This window comes from Ruegeria sp. E1, assembly GCF_056534225.1.
Window position 1 is genome coordinate 61,800 of the sequence record NZ_JBQFPE010000011.1, and the last position, 13,994, is coordinate 75,793.

The window sequence follows — 13,994 nt, forward strand, 5'->3', positions numbered from 1 at the left end:
AAACTCCATGGAACTGTCGGGGTGCACTGCCCCGTCGCGCCTATTCAGCCCGGAGAAACCCAAATGAAAATGACCACAGAAGAGGCCTTTGTTAAGGTTCTGCAAATGCACGGGATCGAACATGCGTTCGGTATCATCGGCTCGGCCTTCATGCCGATCTCGGACATTTTCCCCAAGGCCGGGATCACTTTTTGGGACTGCGCGCATGAAGGCTCGGGCGGGATGATGGCGGATGGCTATACCCGTGCCACCGGCAAGATGTCGATGATGATCGCGCAGAACGGCCCCGGTATCTCGAACTTTGTGACCGCTGTTAAGACCGCCTATTGGAACCACACGCCACTGCTGCTGGTCACACCGCAGGCCGCCAACAAGACCGTGGGTCAGGGCGGGTTCCAGGAAATCGAGCAGATGAACATGTTCGCCGATTGCGTCTGCTATCAGGAAGAGGTCCGCGACCCCTCGCGCATGGCCGAGGTGCTCAGCCGCGTGATCCAGAACGCCAAACGCTATAGTGCGCCGGCGCAGATCAATGTGCCGCGCGATTACTTCACGCAGGTGGTGGATATCGAACTGCCCCGCATCGTCGATTTCGAACTGCCCTCGGGTGGCGAGGCCGCGCTGGATGAGGCCGCAGAATTGCTGTCGAACGCCCGCTTCCCGGTGATCCTGAACGGCGCGGGCGTGGTTCTGTCGGGTGCGATCCCCTCAACCGTTGCACTGGCAGAGCGTCTGGATGCGCCGGTCTGCTGCGGCTATCAGCATAACGACGCCTTCCCCGGCTCGCACCCGCTGCACGCAGGGCCCTTGGGCTATAACGGCTCGAAAGCCGGAATGCAGCTGATTGCAAAGGCGGATGTGGTGCTGGCACTGGGTACGCGTCTGAACCCGTTCTCGACCCTGCCCGGATATGGCATCGACTACTGGCCGACCGAGGCGAAGATCATTCAGGTTGACGTCAAGCCCGAGCGGATCGGCCTGACCAAGCCTGTCACCGTCGGCATCGTCGGTGACGCCAAGAAGGTCGCCGACACCTTGCTGGAAAAACTCTCGGGCACTGCCGGAGATGAAGGCCGTCAGGCGCGCAAGGACATGATCGCCACAACCAAATCGGCCTGGGCGCAGGAACTGTCCTCGATGGATCACGAGAATGACGATCCCGGCACCACCTGGAACGAACGCGCCCGCGCGGCCAAGCCCGACTGGCTGAGCCCTCGCAAGGCATGGCGCGCCATTCAGGCCGCCTTGCCGAAAGAAGCAATCATCTCGTCCGATATTGGCAACAACTGCGCCATCGGCAACGCCTATCCGTCCTTTGAGGAAGGCCGTAAATATCTGGCCCCCGGCCTGTTCGGCCCCTGCGGCTATGGTCTGCCTTCGGTGATCGGCGCCAAGATCGGCTGCCCGGATACGCCGGTTGTTGGATTCTCGGGCGACGGGGCGTTCGGCATCGCCGTCACCGAACTGACCGCAATTGGCCGCGAGGAATGGCCCGCAATCACGCAGGTTGTCTTCCGCAACTATCAGTGGGGGGCCGAAAAGCGGAACTCGACCCTTTGGTATGACGACAACTTTGTCGGCACTGAGCTTGATACTCAGGTCTCTTATGCCGGTATCGCGCAGGCTTGCGGCCTGAAAGGCGTGGTCGCGCGCACGATGGACGAGCTGACGGCTGCCCTTGCACAGGCCATCGAAGATCAGAAAAACGGCACCACCACCCTGATCGAAGCCATGATCAATCAGGAACTGGGAGAGCCCTTCCGCCGCGACGCGATGAAAAAACCGGTAGCCGTCGCCGGGATCAACGCCAATGACATGACGCCGCAGACCGGAGCGTGACCGCGTGACGCCACTGCGCACAATCCTTGGAACTGCAAGCAGTTCCGACAAGATCATCGCCCTTGCCGAGGGCGATGATCCACGCGTAGTGGAAGGGGCAGTAAAGGCCCGTATGGACGGTGTCGCGCGCATCATTCTGGTCGGTGAGACGGACAAGGTATCTACACTGCTCGCCGATCAGGCAGACAAAGACGTTGACGGCATCGAAATACACGACCCTGAAACGTCTGTGCACACAAAAGCCTTTGCCACTGAGCTGTATGAGCGACGCAAGCACAAGGGCATGACGCCGGAAAAGGCGGCCGAGCAGATCACCAGACGCCTGAACTACGCGGCGATGCTGGTGCATATGGGCCTTGCTGACGGGACCGTCGGCGGAGCGGTCGAAACCACTGGCGATACGGTTCGCGCAGCGTTGCAGATCATCGGCAAAGCACCCGATGCAGCGATGGTTTCGAGCTTTTTTCTGATGCTCTATTGCCGTGATCATCATCAGGTTCGCGGAGCCCACATTTTCGCCGATTGCGGGCTGGTTGTGGATCCGAACGAACAGGAACTTGCCGATATCGCCCGCGCCTCTGCCACGTCCTTCAGGGCGCTGACCGGCGAGACGCCACGCGTTGCGATGCTGTCCTTTTCCACCAAGGGCAGCGCCGATCATCCCAAAGTGACCAAAGTCATCGATGCGCTTGCCATCGCCAAGACAGCCGATCCGGATCTACTGATCGATGGCGACCTGCAATTCGACGCGGCCTTTGTTCCCGAAGTCGCAGCAAAGAAAGCCAAGGACTCGCCGTTGGGGGGTGAAGCGAATGTGTTCATCTTCCCCAATCTTGACGCGGGAAACCTGGGTTACAAGATTGCGCAGCGCATTGGCGGGGCCGACGCCATCGGTCCGATCCTCCAGGGGCTTGCCAAACCTGCGAACGATCTGTCGCGCGGCTGTTCCGCCGAAGACGTGCTTCACATGATCGCGGTGACGGCGGTGCAAGCAGAAACAACTCAGCCTCGGACAGACGTCTCGTAATTCCGGCGAAAGCGAAATAATGTTCCAATCATTCTCCGATTCAGAGAATGACAGGGGCAGATGCCACAGGGACCAGAAATGAACCAGCCAATCATCAACACCTCTCCCAAGGTCTCTGACGAGGTTCGCAAAACCACGTGTTACATGTGCGCCTGCCGCTGCGGGATCAATGTGCACATGAAGGACGGCAAGGTCGCCTATATCGAAGGCAACCGCGACCATCCGGTGAACAAGGGGGTGTTGTGCGCCAAGGGCTCGGCAGGGATCATGCAGGTCAACGCGCCCTCGCGCCTGCGCAAGCCGCTGCGTCGGGTCGGGCCGCGCGGCTCGGGCGAATTTCGCGAGATCGAATGGGACGAGGCCATCAGCACCGCCGTTGGCTGGTTGAACGAGTTGCACGAGACCGCGCCGCAGAAACTGGCCTTTTTCACCGGGCGCGACCAAAGCCAAAGCTTCACCAGCTTCTGGGCGCAGAATTTCGGCACCCCGAACTATGCGGCCCATGGCGGGTTCTGCTCGGTCAACATGGCAGCGGGCGGCATTTATACGATGGGTGGAGCCTTCTGGGAATTCGGCCAGCCCGATTGGGAGCACACAAAGCTGTTCATGCTGTTCGGCGTGGCCGAAGACCACGACAGCAATCCGATCAAGATGGGCATCGGCAAGATCAAGGCCCGCGGCGCACGGGTGATTGGGGTCAACCCGATCCGCTCAGGCTATAACGCGGTGGCTGACGATTGGGTCGGGATTACCCCGGGCACTGATGGGCTATTCATCCTGTCGCTGATTCATGTGCTGATGAAGGCGGGCAAGATCGATCTCGATTACCTCAGCCGCTACACCAACGCGCCGGTTCTGGTGAATGCCGCCGAAGGGCCTGAGAAAGGCTTGTTCCTGCGCGATGCAGACGGCAAGCCGCTGGTGATCGACCGAGTGACCGGCGAGCCGACTGCCTTCGACAAACCGGGCGTGCGCCCCGACCTGTCGGCGACCTACGACAAAGACGGCGTCACCCACCGACCCGTCTTTCATCTGATGGCCGAAAAATATCTGTCAGACGATCATGCCCCCGAAAAGGTGGCCGACCGCTGCGGCATCCCGGCCCGCAAAATCCGCGCCATCGCCGCCGAAATCGCCCGTGTTGCCTTTGACGAAGCGATCGAGCTGGAGCACGAATGGACCGACTTCCGGGGCGAAAAACATAGCAAAATGACAGGCCGCCCGGTCAGCTTCCACGCCATGCGCGGAATCTCGGCCCATGCCAACGGCTTCCAGACCTGCCGCGCCCTGCATGTGCTGCAAATCCTGCTGGGCACGGTCGAGGTTCCCGGCGGTTTCCGCTTCAAACCGCCCTACCCCAAGCCCATCGAGGCTCACCCCACGCCGCACGGCGACCGCCGTCCGGGCCGTCCTTTGGAAGGCCCGCATCTGGGCTTCCCGCGAGGCCCCGAAGACCTTCTGCTGGACGAAAACGGCAACGCCCAGCGCATCGACAAGGCGTTCACCTGGGAAAACCCCATGTCGGCGCACGGGCTGATGCATATGGTGATCTCGAACGCCGCCGCCGGTGATCCGTACAAGATCGACACTCTGTTCATGTATATGGCGAACATGTCGTGGAACTCGTCCATGAACACCAAGGGTGTTATGGAGATGCTGTCGGCCCGCAACGACGACGGCAAATACGTGATCCCAAGGATCATCTATTCCGACGCCTACTCGTCCGAGATGGTCGCCTATGCCGACCTGATCCTGCCGGATACCACCTATCTGGAGCGCCACGACTGCATCTCGCTGCTGGATCGTCCGATCTGCGAGGCTGACGCCGCCGCCGATGCAATTCGCTGGCCCGTGGTCGAACCCGACCGCGACGTGCGAGGTTTTCAGTCCGTTTTGATCCAACTGGCAAACCGCATGAGCCTGCCCGGTTTCACCAACGAAGACGGCACGCCCAAGTGGAAGGACTACGCCGACTATATCGTCAATCACGAACGCAAACCCGGCATCGGTCCTTTGGCCGGCTTCCGGGGCGAGGATGGCGACAAGGAAGGGCGCGGCGCAGTCAACCCCGATCAGTTGAACCGCTACATTGAAAACGGCGGGTTCTACGTGGCGCATATCCCCGAAGGTGCGGATTATTATAAACCGTGGAACACAGCCTATCAGGACTGGGCGGTTGGCATGGGTCTCTATGACAGCCCGCAACCCTACCTGTTCCAGCTCTATTCCGAGCCTATGCGCAAATTCCAACTGGCTGCCGAAGGGCACGGAGACCGCCAGCCCCCGGACCACTTGCGCGCGCGTCTGCAGCACACGATGGACCCGCTGCCCATCTGGTACGAAACCGACCAGCAAGGCAACGAGGGCTTTACCGTCAACGCCCTGACTCAGCGCCCCATGGCGATGTATCACAGCTGGGGCACGCAGAACGCATGGCTGCGGCAGTTACACGGACGCAACCCGCTCTACGTGCCCACCAAACTGATGCGCGAACATAACCTGCAAGACGGCGACTGGGCCAAAGTCACCTCTCCACACGGCGAAATCACTGTCCCGGTCATGGAAATGGCGGCGCTTAATAAAAACACCGTCTGGACATGGAACGCCATCGGCAAACGCAAAGGCGCATGGGCCCTGCAGGAAGACGCGCCCGAGGCCACCAAGGGCTTCCTGCTGAACCACCTGATCCACGAATTGCTACCACCAAAAGGCGACGGGATGCGTTGGGCCAATTCCGATCCCATCACCGGGCAAGCGGCCTGGTTTGACCTCAAGGTCAAACTTGAAAAGGCCACCCCGCCCGCAGACGCCGAAAGCCAGCCCGAATTTGCCCCGATCAAATCCCCTGTCGGGACCGGCCCGAAAGACTTAGCGTGGAAGGTCGGCAAATGATCCGGTCCGCGCTTCATCTGTCCAAAAATATCCCGGGGAGCGCGAGGGGCTGGCCCCTCGCTCCTGCCCTCACCATATGCTCGAAGGAATGCTGACATGACCCAGCTTCCCACGTCTACAGACCGCAAGATGGGTCTGGTCATCGACCTGGACACCTGCGTCGGCTGCCACGCTTGCGTGATCTCCTGCAAAGGCTGGAACACCGAAAACTACGGTGCGCCCTTGTCCGACCAAGACGCCTATGGGGCCAACCCATCGGGCACGTTCCTGAACCGCGTCCACTCCTATGAGGTGCAGCCCACCGAAGGCCCCGCCCAACTGATCCACTTCCCCAAATCCTGTCTGCATTGCGAAGACGCGCCCTGTGTGACTGTCTGCCCCACCGGGGCCAGCTACAAACGGATCGAGGACGGGATCGTACTGGTCAATGAAAGCGACTGCATCGGGTGTGGCTTATGCGCATGGTCCTGCCCCTATGGCGCGCGCGAGATGGATATGGCCGAGGGCGTGATGAAGAAGTGCACGCTCTGCGTGGACCGGATATACAACGAAAATCTGCCCGAGGTGGACCGGGTTCCATCCTGCGTGCGCACCTGTCCTGCCGGTGCTCGCCATTTCGGCGATCTCGGCGATCCCAACAGCGATGTCAGCCAACTGGTCGCCGCGCGGGGCGGCATGGACCTGATGCCCGAAATGGGCACCAAACCCGTCAACAAATACCTGCCGCCACGACCCAAAGATCAGATTGAAGACCAGATCGACATACTGGCCCCGCTGCTGGCCCCCGTCGCCGAAGAGCCCAAGGGCTTCCTTGGCTGGCTGGACAAGACTTTGGAGAAGCTCTGATGCATCCCGCACCTTCTGTCATCATCTTCACAACCCTTTCGGGGCTGGGTTTTGGTCTGCTGTTCTTTCTGGGCCTCGGTCTGCCTGATGTGTCGGGCTGGGTGGCCTTTGTGTTCTTTGCCATCGCTTACGGGTTATCCGTTGGCGGTTTGATGGCCTCGACGTTCCACCTTGGTCATCCCGAACGGGCGTTAAAGGCTTTCACCCAATGGAAATCCAGCTGGCTCAGCCGCGAGGGGTGGTGCGCGGTGATCGCTCTGATCGTCATGGGCCTCTATGCGATCGGAGTGATCTTTCTGGGTCAGCGCTGGAGCGGTCTTGGCTGGATCGGTGCGCTGTTTTCGCTGGCGACTGTTTTTACCACATCCATGATCTATACGCAGCTCAAGACCATTCCACGCTGGAATATGAAGCTGACCCCGGCATTGTTCCTGAGTTTCAGTCTTGCCGGAGGCGCGCTTTTGGCCGGGCAAGAGCGTGTTGCCCTTGTCCTGCTGCTGATCGCTGCGCTGGTGCAGATTCTTTACTGGAAGCAGGGCGATAAGGCGTTCGAGTCCTCTGGCACCGATATGGGCACAGCCACAGGCCTGGGAGGCGGCGGAGCCGTTCGCGCATTCGAGCCGCCCCATACCGGAACCAACTATCTGCTGCGCGAGTTTGTACATGTCGTGGGCCGCAAGCACGCGGAAAAGCTGCGGGTGATCTCGTTTATTCTGGCGTTCTTTATGCCGGTTGTTCTGCTATTGCTGCCCTTCAACCACTTCTTCGCCTTGTTGGCCGTGCTGTCACATCTGGCAGGGGTCGCCACGTCGCGGTGGCTGTTCTTTGCGCAGGCCGAGCATGTCGTTGGATTGTATTACGGGAAACGCTAGAGGGGGCTCTGCCCCCGCCGCGGCAGGCCGCGACTCCCCCGGGATATTTCCGGACAGATGAAGATTGGATCCCGCATGAAATAAAGGCGGCTCTCGGAATTCGAGGCCGCCTTTTGTTCGTCTTTTGATTGGCTCAGATCAAGCCAGCATGGGCCATCGCGGCGTCAATTGCAGCTTTGGTGCCGTCGTCCAGCAGGGTCAGCGGCGAGCGGACCTGTTCGCTGCAGCGGCCCAGTTTGCTGAGCGCATATTTTGCGCCCACAAGGCCGGGCTCGATAAAGATCGCCTCGTGCAGAGGCATCAGGCGGTCCTGGTATTGCAGGGCGGTGGCATAGTCCCCCGCCAGCGTGGCCTGCTGGAATTCGGCGCAGAGTTTGGGCGCGACATTTGCCGTGACCGAGATGCAGCCGACCCCGCCATGGGCGTTGAAGCCCAGAGCCGTCGCGTCCTCGCCCGACAGTTGGCAGAACTCAGTGCCGCAGCTGGCGCGCTGCTGGCTGACGCGTGCCAGATCACCTGTGGCGTCCTTAACGCCGACAATGCGGGGCAGTTTGGCCAGTTCACCCATTGTGTCAGGTGTCATATCAATCACTGAACGCCCGGGGATGTTGTAGATCACAATAGGAATTTCGGCGCAGTCGTGCAGCGCGCGGAAATGGGCCAGCAGGCCCTTTTGGGTCGGCTTATTGTAGTAAGGTGTCACGACCAGTGCCGCGTCGGCACCTACTTTCTGGGCGAATCGCACAAAGCGAATTGCCTCGACAGTGTTGTTGGACCCGGCCCCGGCAATAACCGGAACCCGGCCCGCAGCCGTTTTGACCACTTCTTCGACGACCGTTTCATGTTCTTCATGACTCAGCGTTGGGCTTTCGCCGGTCGTACCAACGGGGACCAGACCGGTTGAGCCTTCCTGAATTTGCCATTCCACCAGGTGTTTGAGCGTATCCAGGTCCAACTCGCCGTTGTGGAACGGGGTGACGAGTGCTGGCATAGAGCCTGAGAACATGGGTGCGCTCCTTGAAGTGCAGTTGCGGTTTTTGCGTCCCGATCACGCACAATCCTGGGTTTGTGAGTTGATCCCGGCGACGCAGGGCTTATCCTGCATGGCTCTATCCTTGGTTGGTCAGGAAATGCAAGGGATGACACGCTTTCTAGCCCTGTTGATGACGGTGATTCTGGTTGTAGCGCTGCACGCGCCGTCTGCGCGCGCGGATGCGGCAGCGGATTTGCGCGCCGGGCTTCACGAGATGCGCAAAGGTGACTGGAACGCGGCACTGCAAGTATCAGGTGCCCGGGGCTCGGTTTCGCGCGACATCATCGTCTGGCATTGGCTGCGCGAAGGGTTCGGATCTTCGGGCGATGTTCTGGTGTTTCTGGACCGCCGACCGGATTGGCCGGGGTTGGCGTGGCTACGTCGCCGCAGCGAGCCCGCCTTTACCGGGGCCGATCCGGACCGAGTACTGAAGTTTTATGCCGAGACGCCGCCGCAAACAGCCGAAGGGGCGCTGAACTATGCTGTGGCGCTGATGGCCAAAGGTCGTCAGGGTGAGGCGCAGGCCGACATTGTTACAGCGTGGCGCACGATGCCTATGGGGTCGGGCCTGCAAAAGGATTTCATCGAAAATTTCAATTCGCTTCTGAAACCGCATCACGAAGCGCGATTGGATCGGATGTTGTGGGATGGTCATCTGGTCAGCGCGGGCCAGATGTTACCATTGGTCAACGCGGATCAGCGTAAACTGGCAGAGGCGCGGATTGCGCTGCAAAAACGCCAACCGGGTGTCGACGGTAAGGTCTCGGCCGTGCCAGAGGCGCTGGCCAAGTCACCCGGTCTGGCATTCGACCGCTTCGTGTGGCGCGACAAGAAGGAACTGGACGATAGTGCCATCGACCTGATGCTGGCGCGATCTACCGGGCCGGATGCTTTGGGAGAACCTGACAAATGGGCGGAAGGACGTCGGCGGCTGGCGCGGTTGGTGATGCGTCAGGGGAACCACGCGCGGGCCTATGATATTGCGGCCAACCATCATATGACGCCGGAAATGGGCTATGGCTATGCTGATCTGGAGTGGCTGGCTGGCTTTCTGGCGCTGCGCAAGCTGAACGACCCGGATACGGCGGTTCGCCACTTCCAGAACTTCCTGCCTGCAGTCAAGTCACCGATTTCCAAGGGGCGGGGTGGCTATTGGCTGGGGCGGGCCTATGCCGCGCAGGGGAATGCTGACAAAGCCTATGAAGCCTATGCGATGGGCGCAGATTATCAGACCTCGTTCTATGGGCTTTTGGCTGCCGAACAGATCGGGCGTCCGTTTGACAGTGAACTGTCAAATCCCCGCCGGGCGCCCCATTGGAAACAGGCCGGATTTGCCGAGTCCAGCGTGCTGGAAGCAGGGCTTTTGCTTTTGCGCGCGGGTGAGGCGAATCTGTCCGAGCGGTTTCTGACGCATCTGGTTGAAAGCCTCGATCCGGTTCAGGCGTCGCAACTTGGGGATTTGGTAATCGAACTGAAACAGCCGCATCTGGCAGTAATGATCGCCAAACGCGCTGCAACCACAGGAACCGTGTTGCCTGCCGCCTATTACCCTGTTCATCCGGTGGCCGATATGGGCCTGCCGATGGCCAAGGAAATGACACTGGCGATTGCCAGACGCGAAAGTGAATTTGATCCGGTTGTTGTCAGCGGCGCAGGGGCGCGCGGTCTGATGCAGGTTATGCCCGCAACGGCAAAGCTGGTGGCGAAAGAGCTTGGCATTCTCAGCGGGCACCAAACCGGGCGTCTGACCTCGGACTGGCAGTATAACGCCAAGCTGGGTGCCAATTACCTGTCCGGTCTGGCGGCGGACTTCAACGGGAACGTCGTGATGATGGCCGCCGGGTACAACGCTGGCCCACGACGGCCGATTTCGTGGATGGACCGCTTTGGCGACCCGCGCCGCGGTGAGGTGGACGTGATCGACTGGATCGAGACCATTCCGTTCACCGAGACCCGGAACTACGTCATGCGCGTGGCCGAAAGCCTGCCGGTTTATCGGGCACGGCTGGGCAAACCTGCCCTGCCGGTTCCGTTCTCGCAGGAACTAACCGGCTCAACTCTGGCGTCGTTCGCGCCATAGGGTGAACAGACCCGCAGCCACCACAAGGGCTGCGCCCACAACCACGGCTGGGCGCAGAACCTCACCAAAGACCGAGATGCCGAGGATCGCGCTCCAGACCAGATGGAAATAGGCAAAGGGCTGAACAGCGCTTGCCTCGGCCATCTCATAGCATTTGATCAGCAGCCAGTGGCCCAACGCTCCGGACACGCAGAGCAGGCCCATCCAGAACCAGTCCTGGGTTTGCATCGGCTCCCAGAACCAGATGCCAACCATTGTCATGGCGACGGACCCGGCAATGCCGGTCCAGAAAAAGCTGGTGGCGGTACTGTCCCGGCGCGCAGCATATCGCGTCAGCAGGCCATAGACGGCGAACATCAGGGCGGAAATCAGCGGGATTACGGCCCAAGGGTTAAAGACCTCGACACCGGGTTGCAGTATGATCAGAACCCCAATGCACCCCACGCCGATCGCGGCCCATCTGCGCCAGCCGACCTTTTCACCCAGTACCGGCCCGCTGAGCGCTACGATCAACAGCGGATAACAGATGAACACGGCCTGGCTTTCGATCAGGCCCAGAATCGTGAACGCATAGACCGCCACGCAGATTTCGGCTGCCAAAAGAACGCCGCGCCCAATCTGCAAGCCCAGCTGACTGGTGCGCGCCGTTGCTTTGATGCCACCCGGCGCGCGCAGCGCCAGTGTGACAACGAAACCGGCAAAGAACCAGTAGCGGATCATCACAACCATATAGGTGTTGTAGGTCCCCGCCAGATGACGCGAGATACCGTCTTGCAAGGCAAACACAATCGTGGCCGCAATCATCAGTGCAATCCCGGCGCGGACATTGTTCTTTTGCGTCATGTCTTCGCGGCCCGTGTCATGTGACGCTTGCGACCAAAGCCCGGCGCGCGCGTAACGGTGAACCCGGCGTCCTCCAGCCCGCGCCGGACAAAACCAGCGGCGGTGTAAGTGGCTGCGGTGCCGCGGGGTGCGGTATGATCCGCAACCTGCTGCATCAGGTCTGCCCCCCAAAGTTCCGGATTCTTTGCCGGAGAAAACCCATCAAGAAACCACGCATCCGCCGACCCGTCCCAATCAGGTAGAGTGTCGCGTGCGTCCCCGGAAATGACTTGCAAGTGCAACGTATCCAACTTGCACGTCCCGCCCCGCCATTCTGCCAAAAACCGGGTGCTCCAGCCGGACAGCTCTGAGAAGTGCTGCAGGGCGCGGGCCATGTCGGCGAGGTCCATGGGGAAGGCTTCGAAGCTGGTAAAGCGCAAGGGTGTCGTCTGACCCGATTTTTCCCATTCGGACCAAACCGTCAACATGTTCAGACCCGTTCCGAAACCCAGTTCAGCGATGTGAAATCCGGGCGCAAACCGCGCGGGCAGGTCATTGCCTGCCAGAAAGACATGCCGCGTTTCTTCCAACCCGTTTTGCAACGAGTAATACGGGTCGTCGAAGCGATCCGAGACGGGAATCTTATCCTCTCTCCACGTCAATTTGGCGCACTGGTCTGCCATCGGGTATTCCTGTAGCTAGGCGGCGCGACACTGAACAAGGAAAAGGGGATTGGCAATGGTCGATGTGACAGTGCGCGGCGCAGGAATTTTCGGCCTGTCCATCGCCTGGATGTGCGCGCGTCGTGGTGCACAGGTTCAGATTGTTGACCCCTTTGGTCCCGGATCAGGCTCCAGCGGCGGGCTGGTCGGTGCTTTGGCCCCGCATGTGCCGGAAAACTGGAATGCCAAAAAGGCGTTCCAGTTCGAAAGCCTGATCCTGGCCGAACCCTTCTGGAAACAGGTCGAGGCCACAGGCGGCGTTTCCCCCGGCTATGGCCGTTTGGGCCGTATCCAGCCGATACCGGACGCGCGTGCGCTGGAACTCGCGCGGGCGCGAGAGGCCACTGCAAAAACCCTATGGAAGGGGCACGCAGATTGGCAGGTCAGGCCGGTTGAAGATGTTGGTGCGTGGTGTCCGCCCAGCCTGACGGGCCATGTAATCCATGATACCCTGACAGCGCGAATGCATCCCCGCAGGGCCTGCGCTGCGTTGGTGGCCGCCTTGGACGTGATGGGTGTATCGGTTCTGACCGAAGCGGATGACCGAGGCCGGGTTGTTCACGCCACAGGTGTGGCGGGGCTGAAGGAACTCAGCGCGGGTTTGGGCAAAACTGTCGGCAACGGCGTCAAGGGTCAGGCGGCGCTGCTGCGCTTTGATGCAGGTGAGGTGCCGCAGCTATTCGCCGATGCGATCCACATCGTTCCACATGCCGACGGGACTCTGGCCATTGGTTCGACTTCGGAACGCGAGTATGACGACCCCACCAGCACGGATGCCCAATTGGACGATGTGATCGACCGCGCCATGCGTGCCCTTCCCGTGCTGCACGGTGCCGAGGTCATCGAGCGTTGGGCAGGTGTGCGCCCCCGCAGCAAAAGCCGGGCCCCGATGCTGGGCGCGCATCCCCTGCACAAAGGTCAGTTCATCGCGAACGGAGGGTTCAAGATCGGGTTCGGCATGGCCCCAAAAGTGGCCGAAGTCATGGCCGATCTGGTGCTGGAGGATCGCGATACCATTCCCGACGATTTTCGACCCGAAGCGTCACTCTGACGCCGGGGTCGCCAATGCCTGCATACATTGCCGCCCATCCGGTCCCCGCACCCACATGTCCTTGCCATTCCGGCACAGAGCCGCGGTTTCGAAATGCATAAGTGGAGAGGAGGCGCGAAACGAAAACTCTGCCAGCGGCCCCATCAGATGGGTTGCAAACAACATCAGGTGCTGCGCCAGAAGCGGGCCGTGAACCACCAGCCCGGCATAGCCTTCGACATCTCGGGCATAATCCAGATCATAGTGAATCCGGTGACCATTGAATGTGAGTGCCGAGTACCGGAACAGCAGGGTTGAATCGAACGAAACCTCCCTAAGATCCGTTTCATCCGTTCGTGCAACCGGTGGGGCGGGTGCCTGTTTCTCTGGTGCCGGATCTTCGCGATACACCAGATCCTGATGTTCGGATACGCGCAGTGCGTCTTGCTGCCAAATCTCATGCCGAAGCGTCACAAACCCCAACGGACCCGTGCGGCCGGATTTTTCTGCCGAGTTCTCAAGAACAGACCGACGCTGGGCCTGAATACCAGCGATCAATGGCGCGTGGAAGCGTAACCGGCCGCCTGCCCACATCCGGCGCGGCAGACCCATGTCTGGGATAACGCCCTGACCGACCCGAGGGTGGCCGTCGCGACCAAGCGCGTCTGGCGGCTGTGGTGACCAGAAGTAAAGCTGATGGAAAAAGGGCGGCAGGGGGCTGCCCGCTTCTATCGTCTCCTCGTGACCCAACGCCGCCTGAAAAGCAGCGGCGCGGGCGGGATCAAGCACATCGGTTTGGCATTTGCTCGTCATGCCGCCAACCTAGAGCGA

At 60.5% G+C, this 13,994-nt stretch carries 11 protein-coding genes; 7 read left to right on the forward strand and 4 right to left on the reverse strand.

The window, feature by feature from the left end; genetic code table 11:
• The first annotated feature begins 63 nt into the window (after window positions 1–63).
• The 5 genes from xsc to ACR0FG_RS14700 all read left to right on the forward strand — a co-directional run bounded on the left by xsc (window position 64) and on the right by ACR0FG_RS14700 (window position 7,476).
• A complete protein-coding gene (xsc, locus tag ACR0FG_RS14680) occupies window positions 64–1,839 on the forward strand; it encodes a sulfoacetaldehyde acetyltransferase (RefSeq protein ID WP_480893727.1) in 1,776 nt (591 codons plus the stop codon).
• 4 nt (window positions 1,840–1,843) lie between these two features.
• A complete protein-coding gene (pta, locus tag ACR0FG_RS14685; protein WP_480893728.1) occupies window positions 1,844–2,866 on the forward strand; it encodes a phosphate acetyltransferase in 1,023 nt (340 codons plus the stop codon).
• Between the two features lie 78 nt (window positions 2,867–2,944).
• Window positions 2,945–5,758 (forward strand): molybdopterin oxidoreductase family protein, encoded by a 2,814-nt coding sequence (locus ACR0FG_RS14690; RefSeq protein ID WP_480893729.1) that lies wholly within the window; start codon window positions 2,945–2,947, stop codon window positions 5,756–5,758.
• 96 nt (window positions 5,759–5,854) lie between these two features.
• Window positions 5,855–6,604, forward strand: coding sequence for a 4Fe-4S dicluster domain-containing protein (locus tag ACR0FG_RS14695; protein ID WP_480893730.1), 750 nt, complete (start codon window positions 5,855–5,857; stop codon window positions 6,602–6,604).
• Entirely contained in the window at window positions 6,604–7,476 is an 873-nt protein-coding gene (locus ACR0FG_RS14700) for a dimethyl sulfoxide reductase anchor subunit family protein (protein ID WP_480893732.1), read from the forward strand. The genes ACR0FG_RS14695 and ACR0FG_RS14700 overlap by 1 nt, the downstream gene beginning before the upstream one ends.
• A gap of 133 nt (window positions 7,477–7,609) precedes the next feature.
• Here ACR0FG_RS14700 and dapA read toward each other — a convergent pair whose 3' ends face one another.
• Window positions 7,610–8,482, reverse strand: coding sequence for a 4-hydroxy-tetrahydrodipicolinate synthase (gene dapA / locus ACR0FG_RS14705; protein ID WP_480893733.1), 873 nt, complete (start codon window positions 8,480–8,482; stop codon window positions 7,610–7,612).
• A gap of 133 nt (window positions 8,483–8,615) precedes the next feature.
• Between dapA and ACR0FG_RS14710 the strand changes: the two genes are divergently transcribed.
• Window positions 8,616–10,589 (forward strand): lytic transglycosylase domain-containing protein, encoded by a 1,974-nt coding sequence (locus tag ACR0FG_RS14710; protein WP_480893734.1) that lies wholly within the window; start codon window positions 8,616–8,618, stop codon window positions 10,587–10,589.
• On the opposite strand, the gene ACR0FG_RS14715 is transcribed toward ACR0FG_RS14710, so the two are convergent.
• Both ACR0FG_RS14715 and mnmC2 read right to left on the reverse strand, forming a co-directional pair.
• Complete coding sequence (locus ACR0FG_RS14715) at window positions 10,563–11,432, reverse strand: DMT family transporter (protein WP_480893735.1); 870 nt, start codon at window positions 11,430–11,432, stop codon at window positions 10,563–10,565. The two genes, ACR0FG_RS14710 and ACR0FG_RS14715, sit on opposite strands and share 27 nt — an antisense overlap.
• Complete coding sequence (gene mnmC2 / locus ACR0FG_RS14720; protein WP_480893737.1) at window positions 11,429–12,094, reverse strand: tRNA (5-methylaminomethyl-2-thiouridine)(34)-methyltransferase MnmC2; 666 nt, start codon at window positions 12,092–12,094, stop codon at window positions 11,429–11,431. The genes ACR0FG_RS14715 and mnmC2 overlap by 4 nt, the downstream gene beginning before the upstream one ends.
• A 55-nt stretch (window positions 12,095–12,149) precedes the next feature.
• On the opposite strand from mnmC2, the gene ACR0FG_RS14725 reads away from it, so the two are divergent.
• Window positions 12,150–13,184, forward strand: coding sequence for an NAD(P)/FAD-dependent oxidoreductase (locus ACR0FG_RS14725; RefSeq protein WP_480893738.1), 1,035 nt, complete (start codon window positions 12,150–12,152; stop codon window positions 13,182–13,184).
• Here the strand turns inward: ACR0FG_RS14725 and ACR0FG_RS14730 are convergent.
• A complete protein-coding gene (locus ACR0FG_RS14730) occupies window positions 13,176–13,976 on the reverse strand; it encodes an HTD2 family dehydratase (RefSeq protein ID WP_480893739.1) in 801 nt (266 codons plus the stop codon). The two genes, ACR0FG_RS14725 and ACR0FG_RS14730, sit on opposite strands and share 9 nt — an antisense overlap.
• Window positions 13,977–13,994: the final 18 nt, after the last annotated feature.